Raw genomic sequence first — 18,487 nt, forward strand, 5'->3', positions numbered from 1 at the left:
TTACATGCCTCCTTCCCTATTTATCCAGCTCATCCTCCAGAAGGTCCACAGACACCAGCGTAGACACGCCCTTTTCCTGCATGGTGATCCCATACAGACGGTCCGCCGCCGTCATGGTCCCCCTTCGATGAGTGATCACGATAAACTGCGTATTCTCCGTCAGCTTGTGCAGATACTGCGCAAACCGCACCACGTTGCTGTCATCCAGCGCCGCCTCGATCTCGTCCAGCAGACAGAACGGCGACGGCTTTAAGTTCTGGATCGCAAACAGCAGGGAAATGGCTGTCAGCGCCTTTTCCCCTCCGGAGAGCTGCATCATGTTCTGCAGCTTCTTTCCCGGCGGCTGCGCGATGATCCGGATCCCTGCCTCCAGGATATCCTCATCCTCCATCAGCTCCAGGGTGCCCTTTCCGCCGCCGAAGAGCTGCTTAAATACATGATCAAATTCCGCAGAGATCAGCGCAAACTGCTCCTGGAACTGCTTGCGCATGGCAATGTCCAGCTCTTCAATGATCTTGACCAGCGTTTCTTCCGCCTCTGCCAGGTCGTCATGCTGTCCTTTGAGAAATTCATAGCGCTCCGAAACCTCTTTAAATTCCTCAATGGCATTTACATTCACATTGCCCAGCTTCTTGATCTCCGCCTTCAGGTTCTGGATCTGCCGCTTCATATACCCCAGCTCCGTCAGGTTCGGATTACGCAGCTCTCTGGCACGGCGCAGCGTCAGCTCATATTCCTCCCACATGTAGTTGATATGCTTCTCCGCAGCCTCCTCATAGGATTCCTTCCGGCTGTTGAGACGGAAGCATTCCTTATCCAGCTCGGACATATGCCTGGAGAGCTCTTCGCGTTTTCCCAAAAAAGTCTTATGCTTCTGGTTCAGCTCGTCCCGCTTTGCCACCTGGCTCTTGATCTCCGCCTGGATCTCGGTAAAAAGCTCCCCGGAATTTTCGATGGTCTCGGTCAGCTCCCGGATCTTCTCCTCCTTCTCCTGGATCTCTCCGGACGCATTTCCCTTACTAATGTCTACCTCTTTTAATTCTTCCTCAAACTTCGCCGTCTCTTCCTCAATTCGGCTGATGTTCTCCAATATAAATACATTCTGCTGCTCCAGGCTTGCGAAGGACAGATGGACCTCCTCGGAATGCTTTAGCTGCACGCTTTCCTGTTCCTTATCCTCCTCCAGCCCCTTCTGCAGCCGTTCGATTCGCTCATTGAGCTCCTGCTCCAGATTCTTGGAGGTCTCCAGCTCCAGCTGAATGGATTCTTCATTGTCCAGAATCTCCTGCAGTCGTTCCTCCAGAGTTTCCTGCTCCGCCCGGTATGTCTGGCGGCGCTCTGCCAGCTCCTTCTGCTTACCCTGAACCTGCTCCATATTCATCTTAACCGTATTTTCCGCGATCGACGCCTTGCTGAGCTGGTGCTGGATCTGGTCGATCTCATTGTAGCAGGCGCCCCGCTTCTGTTTGATGTCGTTGACCTCCTGCTCCATCTGGTCCATATCCCTTTTGAGCATGGCAACGGTCTCCTCAAACTCCTGGATCTCCCGCCTCCGGCTTAACAGATTGCTGGAATTTTTGAACGCCCCTCCGGTCATTGCTCCTCCGGGGTTGATCAGATCGCCTTCCAGAGTGACCAGGCGAAGGGACTGCCGGTACTTTCTGGCAATGGCGATCCCGGTATCAATATGGTCCACCACAATAGTCCTTCCCAGCAGCTGGTCAGAGAGCCCCTGAAAACGCTTCTCCACATGGACCAGCGTATTGGCCAGGCCGATGACCCCCTTCTCCTGCAGCGCCTTCTCATCCCGGATGCCGGAATTTCCATGCATGCTGGTCAGGGGAAGAAAGGTTGCCCGCCCGAATTTATTTTTTTTCAAAAACTGTATCATCCGCTTCGCCGTTTCCTCAGTATCCGTCACCACGTTCTGGATACTGCCGCCCAGCGCGGTCTCGATGGCAATCTCATATTCCTTTTCCACCTTGATGATATCCGCCACGACTCCAAGGAGCCCCGGCTCCCGATCCCGGTTTGCCATGACCTTGCGGATGCTGTTTCCATAGCCGTCGTACCGTTCGGTGATATTTTTCAGCGATTCCAGACGGGAGGATTCCCGGTGGTATGCGGTCTGCCCCAGGCGGAGCTTTTCCTGCTTCTCATTCAGCTCCCTCTGGTACTGTTCGATCTTCTGCTCTGTCTTCTGGATCTGTCCGGAAAAGTCTGAAATTTCTTTTCTGACACCAGAGAGCTCTGCTTCATAGGCTTCTAGAATCTCATTCTGCTGCTCTCCCTCTCCCCGCGTCTCCTTCAAGAGCCTGTCCAGCTCCGCCTTCCGGGCCGCGATCTGCTCCTGGGTGGTGTCGTAGTGCTGGATCTTCGCACGGGTAGAGGCCCGGTTTTCCAAAAGCTCCATGATCTCCTGCTTGCTGGTCTCCACCTCCGCCGTCTGTCCCGCGATCCGGCTCTGGACCGCGATCAGTGCTTCCTTGGCCTCTTGGTCTTTTTTTATGACCTCCAGCAGCTTGCCGCGGACATCCTCCTGTTCTCTGGAAAGCTCTTTTAACTGCCCCTGTCTGGCCTCAATCTCGATCCGGATGGTGTGCAGCCGATTGTCATAATGCTCATCGTTCATCCGTACCGTGTTGATCTGTTCCTTAAGGACATTGATCCGGCCTTCTAACTGCTGCTTTAACAGCGTCGTTTCGTTGAGCTGGCTCTTGGCCTTCTCGATGGAAAAATCAATGGCGTCCACCTCTTCCTCGATGGCGTCATACTCCGCCTTCATCTCTTCATAGCGGGTCTTCGCCTCGCTCAGTTCTTCCTCCGCGTTGCCAAGCTGCCCTTCGATCTCCTGGATCTGTTCCTTGATCCGCTCCGTCTCCAACAGAAACATGTTGATATCAAAAGTCTTTAATTCTTCCTTTTTTTTCAGATATTCCCTGGCCACCTCGGACTGCCTGGAAAGAGGCCCGATCTGCTTCTCCAGCTCCGACAGGATATCATTGACACGGAGCAGGTTCTGCCGTTCCTCCTCCAGCTTTTTCAGCGACAGGTTCTTCCGCCGCTTGAACTTCACAATCCCCGCCGCCTCGTCAAATAATTCCCGCCGTTCCTCTGGCTTGCCGCTCAGGATCCGGTCGATCTGCCCCTGCCCGATGATGGAGTAGCCTTCCTTGCCGATCCCGGTATCATAGAACATCTCGTTGATGTCTTTTAGACGGCATGCCGCGCCGTTGAGCAGATACTCACTTTCACCGGAACGGTATAATTTCCTCGTCACGGTAACTTCCTCATAGTCCACCGGAAGCCGGTGGTCCGAATTGTTCAGCGTGATGGCCACCGACGCATAGCTGAGCGCCTTTCTGTTTTCCGTTCCCGAAAAGATCACGTCCTGCATGGTGCCGCCCCGAAGCTGCTTTACCCGCTGCTCTCCCAAGACCCACCTAACGGCGTCCGCCACGTTGCTCTTTCCGCTTCCGTTGGGACCCACGATTCCCGTAATCCCTTCATGGAAGTCAAACCGGATTCGATTCGCAAACGATTTGAATCCCTGTACCTCAATGCTTTTTAAATACATCTTACACCTCTAGTAATTGTAACCAATTTGCGAACCCGCCTTCAGCTTCAGAATTGCCTGATAAGCCGCCTCCTGCTCCGCGGCCTTTTTCGTACGCCCTTTTCCCGCGCCGCAGCAGCTCTCTCCGATACATACCTCCACATGGAAGGATTTGTTGTGATCAGGGCCTTCCTCTCCCACCAGGCGGTAGGAAATGCTCTCTCCCATATCCGCCTGCACGATCTCCTGCAAAATGGTCTTGCTATCGAAAAAGAGCTTCTTGTGTTCTAAATCCGACAGGATGAACCTGTGAATAAACTCTTTTGCATTAGTAAAACCACCGTCCAGATAGATGGCTCCGATCAGCGCTTCCATGGCATCCGATGTGATGGAATCCCGTTCCCTTCCGCCGGTCGCCTCCTCGCCCCTGCCCAGGAGCAGATAGTTTCCCAGATCAAGATCACGGGCGCAGAATGCCAGCGACGGCTCACACACCATGCCTGCCCGGGTCTTGGTCAGCTCCCCCTCGGATATCTTCGGGTTTTCCAGAAATAAAAACTCACTGGATACCAGCTCCAGCACCGCGTCCCCGAGAAATTCCAGCCGTTCGTTGCACTGGAACTTGGGCAGATGCTTTTCATTGGTATAGGAGCTGTGCATCATGGCCCTGCGCAGCAGCGAATGATCCCGGAATTGATAACCGATCTGTTTTTCCAGTTCTTTCAGTCTGTCCTTCATCCTTTTCTTTCCAACGGTTCCTTTCTATGAAAAATATTCCTGAGAAATCTTCCTAAAGCTTCGCTGCATTTCTCTAAACAGCGAAAAAGCCCACATAGGGCTTTCTCTTGCTTCGATGACTACTCTACAACCTTCTTGATCTGATCAACCGCATCCTGCACTGTTACGATCTTGTCTGCATCTTCATTGTCGATCTCAATGTCAAATGCTTCCTCAAGCTCTGTGATGATCTGAAGGATATCCAGCGAATCCGCCGACAGATCCTCCACAAACTTTGTCTCCGGCTGAACATCATCCTTCGTAACATTCATAACATCTGCAATAATTTCCTGCAATTTTTCAAATTCCATAATCATCCTTTTCCTTTCTGATCTTGTTCCGCTTTGGATTCTTTGTAATGCTTCCTTACAATTCCACTCTTTTTTGTTTCCGTGGGCCGCCTTACCCGGACACTGACTTCGCATCCTCCGGCCTGCCGATAGCCTCCTGAATCTTCTCGTTAATCTGCTGTTCCTTAAAGGACACGCATTGAGTAATAGATGTACATACCTCTTTGGAAGTGGAATTTCCATGAGTCTTTACTACCAGGCCTTTCAGTCCCAGAAGAGGCGCCCCGCCGTACTGGCTGGCGTCAAAATCCTTCAGGGTGGCCTTCAATGCCGGCTTCACCAGGAGCGCGCCGATCTTGGAACGCAGGGATGTCATCATGCTGGCTTTGATCTTATGGATCAGCGTGCCGCCCACGCCTTCGTAGAGCTTTAAGATCACATTCCCTACAAATGCCTCGCATACCACAACATCCACCTCGCCCGCGGGAATCTCTCTCGCCTCCACGCTTCCCACGAAGTTGATGTCTTTGCATGCTTTCAGGAGCGGGAAGGTCTCTTTGACCAGCGCGTTGCCTTTTTCCTCCTCCGCGCCGATATTCACGATCCCTACCCTGGGATTCTTCTTGCCCACAATATGCTCCATGTAAATGGACCCCATCTGCGCAAACTGTACCAGATGGGAGGGCCTTGCGTCCACGTTGGCCCCGCAGTCGATCAGCAGCGCCACTCCCTTCGCCGTAGGAATGAGCGGCGCAAGCGGCGCGCGTTCCACTCCCTTGATCTTTCCCACCAGGATCTGGCCTCCTGCCAGCACCGCGCCGGAATTGCCCGCAGATACAAATGCGTCCGCCTCCCCGCGCTTGACCAGTTTCAATGCCGTCACGAGGGAGGAATCCTTCTTCGCGCGGATTGCCGCTACCGGCGGTTCTGCCGTCTCGATCACTTCTTCTGCATGGACGATCTCGATCTGCTCCTGCGGGTATGTGTATGCGGATAATTCCTGCTTCAAGACCTCTTCCCGGCCGGTCAGCAGGACCTTGATATCCTTCCGCTTCTTCACAGCCTCAACCGCGCCCTTCACCATCTCGCCGGGTGCATTGTCACCGCCCATGGCATCCAGGGCAACCCTTGTCATCTCCGACATTTCCATCCCTCCTTGCATTGCTGTTATACATTCTACTAAACATCCATATAAAAATCAAGAAAAAAGTATTCCCGCCCCGGAAAATCATTGCAGGCACCGGCAAAAAGAGCCGCCCTTTCGGACAGCCCCTTTTTCATACTCTCTTCCATTTTGATACCGTCAGGGTGACGCACACCAGCGCCGCAACGAATATCAGTTGCATCCCCAGCCCCTGGAGCACAGCCTGCTTCGCCTCTCCCGTCACATTTCCAAATTCCACGAGATACTCATTCACCACCTCGTACCAGTACACTGGCAGAAACTGTGATACCGCCTTGACACGTTTACTCATGATCTCCAGCGGCACAAATACCCCGCACAGGAAGCACAGTCCCAGAGACAGGACATTGACGATGCCGTTCAGCGTATTGACCGCATTTTTCCCATGTACAAACAGCCCCACCAGATAGGAGATGGTCAGGGCCACCAGCATCATGAGCAGTGTATTTAAGAGGAAATACACCACCCCGCCGCGCTCCGTCAGGCTGTCCCTGTACCAGAAAAAAGCTCCCGCAATACTCAGCGCCCACAGGCACAGTCCCAGTGTGGCAGCGGCCAGAAGCCCTTCCACACTCTGTCTCCGCCCGGATACGGCGCAGGCCCGCATCCGCTTCGGCAGGTCGCCCTTGCGGAACGCAGAGATCACGTTGCCCATCACATAGCAGAGTACGGACAGGAACAGGTAGGGGACATACCGGAAGTAAAATCCATAGGCTGACATTTCCCCCGATGCCCTGCCCGTATCCAGCAGCTCCACCTGCGCAGGCTCCAGCTTCCCCAGCGCTTCCGCCGTCTCTTCCCGGGTAAAGCCGGCTGCATGGAAGGCCCTGGCATCATTGAGAAAGCTGTTGATCTGCTGGTCTACATAAAACGCCGTATAGGATTCCGGAACCTTGGTAACGGTAAGCGCCTTCCCTTCCACAATGCAGGTTTCAAAAAAATCCTCCGGGATCCAAATGATGTATTCCACGTTCCGGTAAAACAGATCCTCCTGCAGCCTGGCCTTGTCATGCTCCGCCGCCGTCACCTCATGGAACTGCCCCAGATACGTTTTCAGTCCCTCCGCAAGGCTTCCCCTGTCTTCATCGACCACAGCGATCCTCACGCTTTCCGCCTGGTAGCTGCCCGCCGGATCCGCGCTTGAAAACTGCTGGAACAAAACGGTGATCCCTGCAAAGATCACAACATACATCAGGATCAGCCCCAGATTTCTTTTGACGATCTTCATATATCCTTTATATACTGTCATAACGTTCCCTCCTGATCAGTAAAAATGACGCCAGCGTCAGGATCACACACATGACGGCCAGTGTGACCAGGCTCCTGCTAAACCGCACCGGATCGTCGTATACGTTGATGCAGTAAAATGCGTCTGTGATCACCGCAGCCGGGTTGAGCCTGTTCACGATTGGGAAATTGCGCTCCACCAGGTACTTCATATCCGCGCTCATCAGACCGGCCAGAAAGCTTCCGGTCATGGAGACCGCCAGCAGGACCCCCACCTTTACTCCTTCCTTCATCTTTCCGATTCCTCCGATAAAAATGCCCATGGACACGCCCATCATACTGCCGATCAGGGAGATCAGAAGCATCTGCGGCATCTGTCCGTAAAATTCCTGCCGGAGCACAAACCGGAGATATGCCAGCAATATCAGCACATTCAGGTAATGCAGCAGAAAGCAGGACAGCATTTCCGTCAGGACCAGTTTCAGCTTATGGGTCGGTGTCACGCACCGTCTGGCTGCCAGCGCCGTCAGGTTCGCCTGGATCGAAAACGCCGCATCCATCCCGATAAATGCCCCGTACAGACATGCCATTGCGATCAGCGCGTAAAAGAACTGGGCATTGCCGTTGGTTGTCGTGCCTCCCAGGGAGACCTGCTCCACCAGCTCCTCATAGGCTCCCATCTGTTCCATGGCGTTCTGCATCCCCTCCGGGTGCTTTTCGGCCGCCAGCAGAAGGGTCTGTTTTCCATTTTCATAGTTCTCCAGGAGGGACTCCAAGATGCTCTCCGAGATCCCGCTGCCGGCCACCGTAAGCGCAGGCGTCTCCCCCACAAAATAAATCCCCGACGCTTTTTTCTCTTCCAGCGCCAGGCGTGCTTCCTCCCCGGACATTTCCCGGACTTCCACAAGATGGCTCTCGTCTGTTTCCATGGTTTCCAAAAACTCCAGAAAGACCGGATCCGCATCCGCTTCCTTTACTACGATCGTCTGTACGGTCTCAAAATCCGCCTCCTCCATGGATCCGAAGGCAAAATAGAACAGGGTTCCCAGGATCAGTGGAAAGACCAGAGGCCAGAAAACGACATTGACACATTTGATCTTCACCATCAGATTATACTTCATTAAGTGCAGCATGCCATTCCCTCCTTTTAATCCCGAAGCTGCTTTCCTGTGATCTCCAGGAAGACGTCATTGAGCGTGGGGAGCTCGGAAAACACCCTGCCGAACAGAATTTCCTGTTCCTGCAGGTAATTGAGGATCCGGATCAGGTTGTGCTTTGCCTTGGTGCAGCGCACGGTCAGAATCTGCTCCCCGTAGTCCACGCCAAATACATGGGGCAGCTCCCGAATGGCTTGAAGGTGCTCCTCCCCGAGGGCCACGGCTTCGATGGTCACGGTCTCCCCGGTCTTGATCATCATTTTCAGCTCTTCCTTGGTCCCCACCGCGATGCTTCTTCCGTGATCCAGGATCGCCACCCGGGTACAGATCTGCTCCACCTCTTCCATGTAGTGGGACGTATAGATGATAGTGGCGCCCTGCCGGTTCAGCTCCTGGATTCCTTCCAGTATCTTGTTCCTGCTCTGGGGATCCACGGCCACCGTGGGCTCATCCATAATGAGCAGCCTGGGTTTATGCGCGATCCCGCAGGCAATGTTCAGCCGCCGCAAAAGGCCTCCGGACAATTTGCCGGGGCGCGCCTTCCGGTAATCCCCCAGTCCCGCAAATGCAATGGCTTCTTCCACCAGCTCTTTCCTGCGCTGCTTCTCCTTTACATAGAGCCCGCAAAAATAATCAATATTTTCATAGACCGTCAGCTCATCGAACACCGCCACGTTCTGCAGCACGATCCCGATCTGCTCTTTCACATGATAGCTCTCCGGAGTCATCTCCTCTCCGAAAATGCGGATACTGCCTCGGTCATACTTCAAAAGGGCCAGCATGCAGCTGATCGCCGTTGTCTTGCCTGAGCCGTTGGGCCCAAGAAGCCCGAAGATCTCTCCCTCCTGTACCCGCAGGTTTAAGTGGTCCAGAGCCACCAGGTCTCCGTAACGCTTTACCAGATTTTTTATCTCAACCATATCCAAATTCCTCCTTCGATCCTCCGGACAGCTTCCGGGATTCCTTTCTGATACTGACATTATACCGTCCTCCCTTTTCCGGGAAAAGTGTGCATTGTCACAACTTGCATATGACATTTGTAACTATTGGAACGGCGTTACAGGTCACACCTTAACCAGGCGTGCCCTGTAACGGAACGGCAGTAGTATGAAAAATTCCTTCAAATTTTTCTTTACCTGACCAGCTGTTTCGTATTATAATAAAAGTAAAATTTTTTAGAACAGGCGAAACATTATGCATTATTTTCAAGACACCGGCTTATTACTCTTATATTGTATGGCTTCCATACTGTACTTTCCCGCAGATCTATTGTTCGTGCTGGCTTTTTTATGCGCCCTGATTGTTTGCTGCGCCTGTTATTTTCTGGAATCTCCCCGGATCCACCTGGGATTTGGAATCTGTTTTCTGTCTGCCTCCTTGTTATTTCCGCCTTTTTTCTGTTTTTTTCCGGCTTTGTTTTATCTGTTCCTGGCGGAACGCAGGTGGCTGATGCTGTCCTGCGCCTGCCTTTTGTTCCTGTATCATATGACCCATTCCGTAGATTCCCTGATGCTTCCTCTGTGGATGGGCATCTTCGGTTTTTTGCTGGCCGCGCTTCTGCAGAGCCATACCGGGCAGTATCAGCGGCTGGATATGTTGTTCCGGCAAAGCCAGGACGACAGCCGGGAGAATCATCTTCTGCTGACGGAAAAGAATAAAGCGCTTCTGGAAAAGCAGGACTATGAGATCTACACCGCCACCCTGCGGGAGCGGAACCGGAACGCCCGGGAGATCCATGACAGCGTAGGGCACGTTCTCTCCCGTTCCATCCTGCTGCTGGGCGCGGCCAGGGCCGTAAACCGGCAGACAGAGCTTTGCCCGGTACTGGACAACCTGGATGTTTCCCTGAATTCAGCCATGGACAGCATCCGCAGCAGTGTACATGACCTGCACGATGAGTCCGTAAACCTGGAGGAGACAGTCCGAAGCCTGACCGACGGCTTCACCTTCTGTCCGGTCCTCCTGCGGTATGATATGGGACGTAAGGTCCCCCGGGAAGTCAAGTACTGCCTGATCAGCATCCTCAAGGAAGCCCTTTCGAATGTGATGCGGCACAGCAATGCCAGCCAGGTCTGCGTCACCATGCAGGAGCATCCCGCTCTCTATCAGCTCTGCGTGGAGGACAACGGAACCGGGGCCGCTCCCGGGGATTGCAGTAAGGAATCCGGCCGAAGCGGGATCGGGCTGACCAATATCCAGGACCGGGTCCGTTCCCTGGACGGAACCCTGCAGATTTCAGCAGAAACCGGATTCCGGATTTTTATCACTATCCCCAAAAAACGTCAGGGAACATGATTCAGGAGGAAAACCAATGAAACTGGTAATCATAGATGATGACTGTCTGGTGTCCGGTGCGCTCAAGACGATTCTGGAAGCGAGCGGGGAGGTCACCATTGCAGCCACAGGTACAGACGGAACAGACGCGGTGAGGCTGTATCGGGAACACCTTCCGGATATCCTGCTGATGGACATCCGGATGAAACAGATGGACGGCCTGCAGGCCACCGTGGAAATACGGAAAGAATTTTCAGACGCAAATATCCTTTTGCTGACCACCTTTTCGGACGATGAATATATTGTTAAAGCACTGCGTTCAGGCGCCAGAGGATATTTGCTGAAACAGGATTATACCAATCTCCTCCCGGCCCTCAAGGCCGTGGCATCGGGGCAGACCGTGTTTGGCTGCGAAGTAGTTTCCAAGCTTCCCGGCCTGTTCCGAAAAACGGAGGCATTTGATTATGCCGCCGCGCAGATCAGCGACCGGGAGCTGGAAATCATCACCCTCATCGCCGACGGCAGGAGCAACAAGGAGATCGCGGCGGAATTATTCCTCAGTGAGGGTACGGTGCGAAACTATCTCAGCGATATTCTGGATAAGCTGAACCTCCGCGACCGGACGCAGCTCGCCGTATTTTACTATCAGCACAAATAACAGGTCACGTGATCCTAATCATTTTCTAATCGGGCAAAGGCTCAGGATCCGGCTTGAAATCACTGGCTCGGGCAGTTTTTTCAATACAGGTCCTTTATGCTTACAGCTATATACTTTTACGAATGAAAGGAGTGTTATCATGAACTCATCAGAAATGACACATATTCACAATGTACCCTTGGAGCCGCTGGATATCATATCCGGCTTTGAAGTCCGTCCCGGATTTTTCGGCACCATGGGCGCTACCCTTATTCCCTGCGGGGTCAGCTTTACGACCCAGTCCCACGGGGCAACCTCCTGCGAACTGCTCCTGTTCCACAAGTCGGAGGATGAACCCTATGCCGTGCTGAAATTTCCGGAAAATTACAAGATCGGGTGCGTCTATTCCATGATCGTATTTTATCTGGATATCACGGATGTGGAATATGCCTACCGGCTGGACGGCCCCTTTGATGAGCGCCAGGGATTCCGTTTTGATTCCAAGAGAATCCTTCTGGATCCTTACGCAAAAGCCGTTTCCGGCCAGAGCAACTGGGGATACAACAAAAATTACAACCGGGGGTACCGCGCCCGCGTAGTCCGAAGTAACTTTGACTGGGGAACCGCATATCATGCCAACATTCCCATGGAAGACCTGGTGATCTATGAGACCCATGTCAGAGGCTTTACCAACGACCGCTCTTCCGGCGTATCCCATCCCGGTACGTTCCGGGGATTGAGAGAAAAGATTCCGTATCTCAAGGAGCTTGGCATCAATGCCGTAGAGCTGATGCCTATCTTTGAATTTGACGAGATGCGGGATGCCCGTGTTGTCAATGACAGGAAGCTTCTGGATTACTGGGGGTACAATCCGGTCTGCTTCTTTGCTCCGAATACCAGCTTTGCCGCATTCTCCGAGGACAATCAGGAGGGAAGGGAATTAAAGCTTTTGATCAAGGCCCTGCACGACAACGGCATGGAGATCATCCTGGACGTGGTGTTCAACCACACTGCCGAAGGAAATGAGATGGGCCCCTGTTTTTCATTCAAGGGCTTTGACAACAATATATATTACCTGCTGACTCCAGACGGCCATTATTATAATTTCAGCGGCTGCGGAAATACCCTGAACTGCAATCATCCTGTGGTCCAGCAGATGATCCTGGACTGCCTGCGTTACTGGGCTACCGAATACCGGGTAGACGGTTTCCGCTTCGACCTTGCGACGATCCTGGGGCGAAATGAGGACGGATCTCCGATGAACCAGCCTCCGCTTTTGAGAACCCTGGCTTTTGATTCCATCCTTGGAAATGTAAAGCTGATCGCAGAGGCCTGGGATGCGGGCGGCCTGTATCAGGTAGGCTCCTTCCCATCCTGGAAACGCTGGGCGGAATGGAACGGACGGTATCGGGATGATATGCGCCGGTTCTTAAAGGGGGATTCCGGCTGTGCGGCGATCGCGGCGCAGAGGATCATCGGCTCACCGGATCTGTACGATCCCATCCACCGCGGGCTGAATGCCTCTGTCAATTTCCTGACCTGCCACGACGGCTTCACGCTGTATGACCTTTACAGCTATAATGTAAAGCATAATGAGGACAACGGCTGGAACAATACGGACGGTACAGATGACAACAACAGCTGGAACTGCGGTGCCGAGGGGGATACGGACAATGAAGAGATCCGCGCGCTGCGGATGCGGATGATCAAAAATGCCTGCGCAGTCCTGCTCTGCAGCCGGGGAACGCCGATGTTCCTCTCCGGAGACGAATTCGGAGATACCCGGTTTGGAAACAATAACCCTTACTGCCAGGACAATATCATCTCCTGGCTGGACTGGACTCTTTTGGCTAAAAACCAGGATCTATTCCGCTTTTTCCAATATATGATCCAGTTCCGCAAGGATCATCCCGTGATCCGCAAGAATCTGGAAGCCAGCCTGACCGGACTTCCTTATGCAAGCATCCACGGCGTGCGTCCCAACGAGCCGGACTACAGCCCGGACTCCCATGTGATCTGTGTTCTGTTTGCAGGATACGATCCCGCCAAGGCAAAAGAGGATCTGGTCTATCTTGCGGTCAACACCTATTGGGAGCCTGTTACCCTTACACTTCCGCCGCTTCCAAACGGCCTGAACTGGAAGATTGCGGTCAATACCGGAGATCCTGTACAGAATTATTTTTCAAGAGGTCACATGCCTGGTGCTGAGAGAAACATTCCAATGAAAGAAAGATCCGTTATTGTATTGGAAGTCTGAAATACAGAAAGGCTGCCGCCGGCAGCCTTTCTGTATTTATTCTTCAAAGACTTCTTTCATCTTATCCTTAAAGAAGCCTTTCTTTTTGGATTTTCCTTCATCCACCTTCTGGTTGAGGGTGTTCCCCGCCAGCTGGTCGAATTTACGCAGCGCTTCCTTCGCCTCTGCGCTCAGTCTGTCCGGAGTCTGGATCACCAAGGTCACATAATGATCCCCTCTTACTCTGGAATCCCGCAGGGACGGTACTCCCTTGCCCTTTAGGCGCACCTTGGTATCTGTCTTGGTCCCCGGTTTTACCGTATAGATGACTTCGCCGTCTACCGTTGCCACCCGGATATCCCCGCCAAGCGCCGCCTGTGCAAAAGAGATCGGAACCGTGGAGAAGATATGCATCTCCTGGCGCTGGAAGATGGGATGTCTGGATACATTCACTTCCACCAGCAGGTCTCCTCTCGGCCCGCCGTTTAAACCCGGCTCGCCCTTCTCGCGGATGCGGACGCTCTGTCCGTTGTCAATCCCGGCCGGGATAGACACCTGGATCTTCTTCTTGCTGGATGTATATCCGGTTCCGGAACAGGATGTACATTTTTCCTTGATCACCTTACCGGAACCGCCGCAGGTCGGACAGGTCTGTACATTCTGTACGGTTCCGAAAAAGGACTGGGAGGCATAGACGATCTGGCCCTTGCCGCCGCATTTTGAACAGGTCTCCGGAGATGTCCCCGGTTTCGCCCCCGTACCGTTACATGCCGTACAGGAATCCTTCAGGATCAGTTCCAGCTCTTTCTCACAGCCGAAAATCGCTTCTTCAAATGTAATACGGATGCTCTTGCGGATGTTGGCTCCCCGCATCGGGCCATTCCCGCGGCCGCCTCTTCTGCCGCCGCCGAAAAGATCCCCGAAGATGTCTCCGAAGATATCGCTGAAATCCGCACCGCTGAAATCAAAGCCACCGAAGCCGCCTGCTCCGCCGGCGCCTCCTTCAAATGCTGCGTGTCCGAACTGATCATACTGGCGGCGCTTTTCCGGATCACTCAGTACCGCATACGCTTCCGATGCCTCTTTAAACTTTTTTTCCGCTTCCGCATCTCCCGGATTCATGTCGGGATGATATTTTTTCGCCAGAACACGATATGCTTTTTTTATCGCCCCGTCGTCTGCGTCCTTGCCTATGCCAAGCACCTCATAATAATCTCTTTTTGACTCTGCCATAACAATCTACCTTTCACATTATACTATCCAGGACAGCCATGATATTGCCGGCTGCCCTGGATGTTCAGGAGCATTTTTTTATATCTGCTCAGTACCTTCGCAGATATACCGCTATCCTGTGCTGAGCAGCTGCCAAATTTATACTTCTTTGTAATCCCCGTCCACTACATCATCGCCCTGGAAGCCTTCCGGTGCAGGACCTGCTTCCGGCATCGGACCTGCACCTGCCGCTCCTGCTGCCCCAGCCTGCTCATACATCTTCGTAAACAGCTTCTGCGCGCTTTCCATCAGTTTTTCCTTCGCTGCCTTGATCTCCGCAACCTGTGCGTCCGTTGTCTCTTCCGGAGCAGACTTTGCAAGGATATCCTTCAATGCCTGGCAGTCAGCCTCTACAGCTGCCTTGTCGGAAGCATCCAGCTTGTCGCCCACTTCCTTGATAGCCTTTTCGGTCTGGAATACCATGGCATCTGCTTCATTTCTTGTATCAATCGCTTCCTTGCGCTTCTTATCCTGCGCTTCGAATGCCGCTGCTTCTTTGACTGCCTTATCGATGTCTTCATCAGACATGTTGGAGCCTGCAGTGATCGTAATATGCTGCTCTTTTCCGGTTCCAAGATCCTTTGCGGATACATTAACGATACCGTTGGCATCGATATCGAATGTCACCTCGATCTGCGGGATTCCGCGCGGAGCCGGCGGGATTCCGTCGAGACGGAACTGTCCCAGAGACTTGTTGTCTCTCGCGAACTGACGCTCACCCTGTACCACGTTGATGTCAACTGCGGTCTGATTATCTGCCGCCGTAGAGAATACCTGGCTCTTCTTTGTCGGAATGGTGGTGTTTCTCTCAATCAGCCTGGTTGCCACTCCGCCCATGGTCTCGATGGACAGAGACAGCGGGGTAACGTCCAGCAGAAGGATATCGCCTGCGCCGGCATCCCCTGCCAGCTTGCCGCCCTGTACGGATGCGCCGAGGGCAACACACTCGTCCGGATTCAGAGACTTGCTCGGCTCTTTTCCGGTCAGCCGCTTTACTTCCTCCTGTACCGCCGGGATACGGGTAGAACCGCCTACCAGCAGTACCTGCCCCAGCTCGGAAGCAGTGATTCCCGCATCAGACAACGCACGTCTTACCGGCTCTGCTGTCTTCTCTACCAGGTCATGTGTAAGCTCGTCAAATTTTGCTCTTGTCAGGTTCATATCAAAATGCTTCGGTCCTTCGGATGTTGCTGTGATGAACGGAAGGTTGATGTTGGTAGTCGTCGCGGATGAAAGTTCCTTTTTCGCCTTCTCTGCCGCTTCCTTCAATCTCTGCAGCGCCATCTTGTCGTTGGATAAGTCTACGCCTTCCTTGGACTTGAAATCAGACAGCATGTAATCTGTTACCTTCTGGTCAAAGTCATCCCCGCCCAGTCTGTTGTTGCCGGCTGTGGAAAGCACCTCAATGACGCCGTCGCCGATCTCAATGATAGATACATCAAACGTACCGCCGCCCAGATCATATACCATGATCTTCTGTTCCTTTTCATTATCCAGTCCGTAAGCAAGCGCTGCCGCTGTAGGCTCGTTGATGATACGCTTTACATCCAGACCTGCGATCTTACCCGCATCCTTGGTCGCTTGGCGCTGCGCGTCATTAAAGTATGCCGGTACGGTAATCACAGCCTCAGTTACTTTTTCTCCCAGATATCCTTCCGCGTCTGCTTTGAGCTTCTGCAGGATCATTGCGGAAATCTCCTGAGGAGAATATCTCTTGTCATCAATCGTCACTTTATAATCGGAACCCATCTCTCTCTTGATAGAAGAAATGGTCTTGTCAGCGTTGGTCACTGCCTGACGCTTTGCAGGCTCGCCCACCAGACGCTCTCCTGTCTTTGTAAATGCCACGACTGACGGTGTGGTCCTTGCGCCTTCCGTATTCGCGATCACTGTCGGCTGTCCGCCTTCCATGACGGCAACACAGCTGTTTGTAGTACCCAAGTCAATACCTATGATTTTTCCCATGATCAATTCCTCCTAGTTTTTGTGAATTAAAAATGCTTAATTAGCTACCTTTACCATGCTGTGCCGTACGACACTGTCACGGTATGTGTATCCCTTCTGGAATTCCTCGGCTATAATGTTCTCGCCCAGTTCCTCGTCCTCCACATGCATGACCGCGTTGTGGAAATCCGGATTGAATTCCTGGCCCACTGCTTCGATTGGTTTTACCCCGACCTCTTCCAGTGTAGTCATCAACTGCTTGTAAACCTTCTCCATTCCTTCCAGGATCGGGTTTTTCTTTTCTTCCTCCGGCACTGCTGCCAGGCCGCGTTCAAAATTGTCCACGACGGGAAGAATTTTATTTATGATATCTTTCGCGCCGATCTCGTACATCTGGGATTTCTCCTTATCTGTACGCTTGCGGAAGTTATCAAACTCTGCCATCTGACGGGTAAGCCGATCCGTCAGCTCCTCGATCTTTTCGTCCTTTTTATCTTTTTTATTCTTCTTTCCGAAAAGCTTTCTGCCTTTCTTCTCTTCATCCTGCCCCTCTTCCTCAGATTCCTCCTCCGAGGGTTCTCCGGAATCTTCCTCCTCAGCCGCGTCTTCCTCTGCTGAAGTATCCGCTTCCTCCGCGCAGTCTGTCTCTTCCTCCGGGTCCTCACTCTCCTGTGCCTGCTCCCGGGCTGCCTGTTCTGCTTTTGCCTTTGCTTCTTCCACGGCTTCCTTTACCATGTCTTCCTTGGTCATCTTTTCTTCCACCAGCTTCACCTTCCTAAATTAATCTTCATCCAAATCTTTCTTGTTGATCGCATCCAACTTACTCTGCAAGGTCGTCAGCGTCTTCATGACGTGTTCATAATCCATCCGCTTGGGACCGATGATGCCGATCGTTCCCTTCATCCCGTCTCCCAGATCGTAGGTTGCCGTAACGACACTGCAGTCACGCATCGTCTTCACCGGCGCTTCATCGCCGATATAGACCTGGATCCCATGATTCTCTTCACTGGATAAGGTCTCAGTTACCAGTTCCGCCAGCTGCTGCTTCTCTTCAAATGCATTGAGGATCTCCTGTGCATTCTGCTTGTCACTAAGCTCCGGATACTTGAATATGTTGGTCGCCCCGCTTGTGTAGATCTCCATATCATCCTCCACATGGATGATATCCGCCACCGCATCCAGCACATTGCTGATGACATTACTGTGGATACCGGCCTGCTCCTTCAGCCGGGCGATCAGTCCTAAGTTGATCTCTTCGATGGACATCCCGTTCAATGTAGTATTCAAAAGCATGTTCAGCTTGAGCAGTGTCTCGTTGCCGAGCATCTCTCCCACATTGATGATCTTATTCTTGATCACATTGCCGCTCATCACGATCACTGCCACGATCTGCCGCGCGTCTACCTGGGACAGCTGGATGAACTTTAACGTATTCCTCCTGTTCACAGGGGAGGATACCAGGGTTGCGTAATTGGTATTCGCAGCCAGAACCTTCGCCGCCTGCTTGAGTACCTTCTCCACCCGATCCGTCTTCTCAAGCATCACGCTCTTGAGTTCTTCCAGTTCCTGTTCCTTATCCTGCATCAGCATATCTACATATAAACGGTATCCCTTATCTGAAGGAATCCGTCCGGCGGAAGTATGGGGCTGAAATATATAACCCAGATCTTCCAGATCCGCCATCTCATTGCGGATCGTTGCAGAACTCAGCTTCAGATCCGTTGATTTGGAAAGGGTCCTGGATCCGACCGGTTCCCCGGTCTCCAGATAATTCTGGATGATAGCCCGTAATATAGTATGCTTTCTCTCACTCAGCTCTACGACTGCCATCATATTCCCCCTTTCTTCTGCGGATCATCTTCTACATTTTATAAAAAGCTCTTGTTTTTTTCTATTAGCACTCCCTCGATTTGAGTGCTAACATCTTACGTATA

The 18,487-nt window shown here is 52.6% G+C and carries 14 protein-coding genes; 3 read left to right on the forward strand and 11 right to left on the reverse strand.

The features are described 5' to 3' along the window. Positions 1-16 precede the first annotated feature (16 nt). The 7 genes from smc to ACTOY7_RS10340 form a co-directional block, all read right to left on the reverse strand. Positions 17-3,577: a chromosome segregation protein SMC gene (gene smc / locus ACTOY7_RS10310; protein WP_300884839.1), complete on the reverse strand. Its 3,561-nt coding sequence runs from the start codon at positions 3,575-3,577 to the stop codon at positions 17-19. A gap of 9 nt (positions 3,578-3,586) precedes the next feature. Then, positions 3,587-4,294, reverse strand: coding sequence for a ribonuclease III (rnc, locus tag ACTOY7_RS10315; RefSeq protein WP_160282360.1), 708 nt, complete (start codon positions 4,292-4,294; stop codon positions 3,587-3,589). A 119-nt stretch (positions 4,295-4,413) separates the two neighbouring features. Further along, positions 4,414-4,644 (reverse strand): acyl carrier protein, encoded by a 231-nt coding sequence (gene acpP, locus ACTOY7_RS10320; RefSeq protein ID WP_044984316.1) that lies wholly within the window; start codon positions 4,642-4,644, stop codon positions 4,414-4,416. Between the two features lie 91 nt (positions 4,645-4,735). Continuing rightward, on the reverse strand, positions 4,736-5,767 hold the full coding sequence (gene plsX / locus ACTOY7_RS10325) for a phosphate acyltransferase PlsX (protein WP_300884837.1): 1,032 nt from the start codon (positions 5,765-5,767) through the stop codon (positions 4,736-4,738). A 133-nt stretch (positions 5,768-5,900) separates the two neighbouring features. Continuing rightward, positions 5,901-7,055 (reverse strand): ABC transporter permease, encoded by a 1,155-nt coding sequence (locus ACTOY7_RS10330; RefSeq protein ID WP_482670574.1) that lies wholly within the window; start codon positions 7,053-7,055, stop codon positions 5,901-5,903. Beyond that, a complete protein-coding gene (locus ACTOY7_RS10335) occupies positions 7,042-8,166 on the reverse strand; it encodes an ABC transporter permease (protein WP_160282363.1) in 1,125 nt (374 codons plus the stop codon). Before ACTOY7_RS10335 ends, ACTOY7_RS10330 begins: the two co-directional genes overlap by 14 nt. Before the next feature lie 14 nt (positions 8,167-8,180). Beyond that, on the reverse strand, positions 8,181-9,110 hold the full coding sequence (locus ACTOY7_RS10340) for an ABC transporter ATP-binding protein (RefSeq protein ID WP_482670573.1): 930 nt from the start codon (positions 9,108-9,110) through the stop codon (positions 8,181-8,183). Between the two features lie 274 nt (positions 9,111-9,384). On the opposite strand from ACTOY7_RS10340, the gene ACTOY7_RS10345 reads away from it, so the two are divergent. The 3 genes from ACTOY7_RS10345 to ACTOY7_RS10355 all read left to right on the forward strand — a co-directional run bounded on the left by ACTOY7_RS10345 (position 9,385) and on the right by ACTOY7_RS10355 (position 13,358). Further along, complete coding sequence (locus tag ACTOY7_RS10345) at positions 9,385-10,485, forward strand: sensor histidine kinase (RefSeq protein ID WP_482672673.1); 1,101 nt, start codon at positions 9,385-9,387, stop codon at positions 10,483-10,485. 16 nt (positions 10,486-10,501) lie between these two features. Continuing rightward, on the forward strand, positions 10,502-11,122 hold the full coding sequence (locus ACTOY7_RS10350) for a response regulator (RefSeq protein WP_300884833.1): 621 nt from the start codon (positions 10,502-10,504) through the stop codon (positions 11,120-11,122). Between the two features lie 139 nt (positions 11,123-11,261). After that, entirely contained in the window at positions 11,262-13,358 is a 2,097-nt protein-coding gene (locus ACTOY7_RS10355; RefSeq protein WP_160282367.1) for a glycogen debranching protein, read from the forward strand. A gap of 36 nt (positions 13,359-13,394) precedes the next feature. Here the strand turns inward: ACTOY7_RS10355 and dnaJ are convergent, their stop codons facing one another. The 4 genes from dnaJ to hrcA form a co-directional block, all read right to left on the reverse strand. Next, positions 13,395-14,570, reverse strand: coding sequence for a molecular chaperone DnaJ (gene dnaJ, locus ACTOY7_RS10360; protein ID WP_160282368.1), 1,176 nt, complete (start codon positions 14,568-14,570; stop codon positions 13,395-13,397). A 138-nt stretch (positions 14,571-14,708) separates the two neighbouring features. Beyond that, complete coding sequence (gene dnaK, locus ACTOY7_RS10365; protein ID WP_160282369.1) at positions 14,709-16,574, reverse strand: molecular chaperone DnaK; 1,866 nt, start codon at positions 16,572-16,574, stop codon at positions 14,709-14,711. 36 nt (positions 16,575-16,610) lie between these two features. Continuing rightward, positions 16,611-17,303 (reverse strand): nucleotide exchange factor GrpE, encoded by a 693-nt coding sequence (gene grpE, locus ACTOY7_RS10370; protein ID WP_160282390.1) that lies wholly within the window; start codon positions 17,301-17,303, stop codon positions 16,611-16,613. Between the two features lie 30 nt (positions 17,304-17,333). After that, positions 17,334-18,383 carry a heat-inducible transcriptional repressor HrcA gene (hrcA, locus tag ACTOY7_RS10375; protein WP_394684602.1) on the reverse strand — a complete coding sequence of 350 codons (1,050 nt, stop codon included), beginning with the start codon at positions 18,381-18,383 and terminating at the stop codon, positions 17,334-17,336. Positions 18,384-18,487: the final 104 nt, after the last annotated feature.

The sequence above is a fragment of the Schaedlerella sp. genome, assembly GCF_056796775.1.

Bases quoted from the DNA above. Each gene is read 5' to 3' on its own strand.
- ACTOY7_RS10340 (WP_482670573.1), bottom strand. From the start codon at position 9,110: ATGGTTGAGATAAAAAATCTGGTAAAGCGTTACGGAGACCTGGTGGCT.
- dnaK (WP_160282369.1), bottom strand. From the start codon at position 16,574: ATGGGAAAAATCATAGGTATTGACTTGGGTACTACAAACAGCTGTGTT.
- smc (WP_300884839.1), bottom strand. From the start codon at position 3,577: ATGTATTTAAAAAGCATTGAGGTACAGGGATTCAAATCGTTTGCGAAT.
- ACTOY7_RS10350 (WP_300884833.1), top strand. From the start codon at position 10,502: ATGAAACTGGTAATCATAGATGATGACTGTCTGGTGTCCGGTGCGCTC.
- grpE (WP_160282390.1), bottom strand. From the start codon at position 17,303: ATGACCAAGGAAGACATGGTAAAGGAAGCCGTGGAAGAAGCAAAGGCA.
- ACTOY7_RS10330 (WP_482670574.1), bottom strand. From the start codon at position 7,055: ATGACAGTATATAAAGGATATATGAAGATCGTCAAAAGAAATCTGGGG.
- hrcA (WP_394684602.1), bottom strand. From the start codon at position 18,383: ATGGCAGTCGTAGAGCTGAGTGAGAGAAAGCATACTATATTACGGGCT.
- dnaJ (WP_160282368.1), bottom strand. From the start codon at position 14,570: ATGGCAGAGTCAAAAAGAGATTATTATGAGGTGCTTGGCATAGGCAAG.
- rnc (WP_160282360.1), bottom strand. From the start codon at position 4,294: ATGAAGGACAGACTGAAAGAACTGGAAAAACAGATCGGTTATCAATTC.
- ACTOY7_RS10355 (WP_160282367.1), top strand. From the start codon at position 11,262: ATGAACTCATCAGAAATGACACATATTCACAATGTACCCTTGGAGCCG.
- plsX (WP_300884837.1), bottom strand. From the start codon at position 5,767: ATGTCGGAGATGACAAGGGTTGCCCTGGATGCCATGGGCGGTGACAAT.
- ACTOY7_RS10345 (WP_482672673.1), top strand. From the start codon at position 9,385: ATGCATTATTTTCAAGACACCGGCTTATTACTCTTATATTGTATGGCT.
- ACTOY7_RS10335 (WP_160282363.1), bottom strand. From the start codon at position 8,166: ATGCTGCACTTAATGAAGTATAATCTGATGGTGAAGATCAAATGTGTC.
- acpP (WP_044984316.1), bottom strand. From the start codon at position 4,644: ATGGAATTTGAAAAATTGCAGGAAATTATTGCAGATGTTATGAATGTT.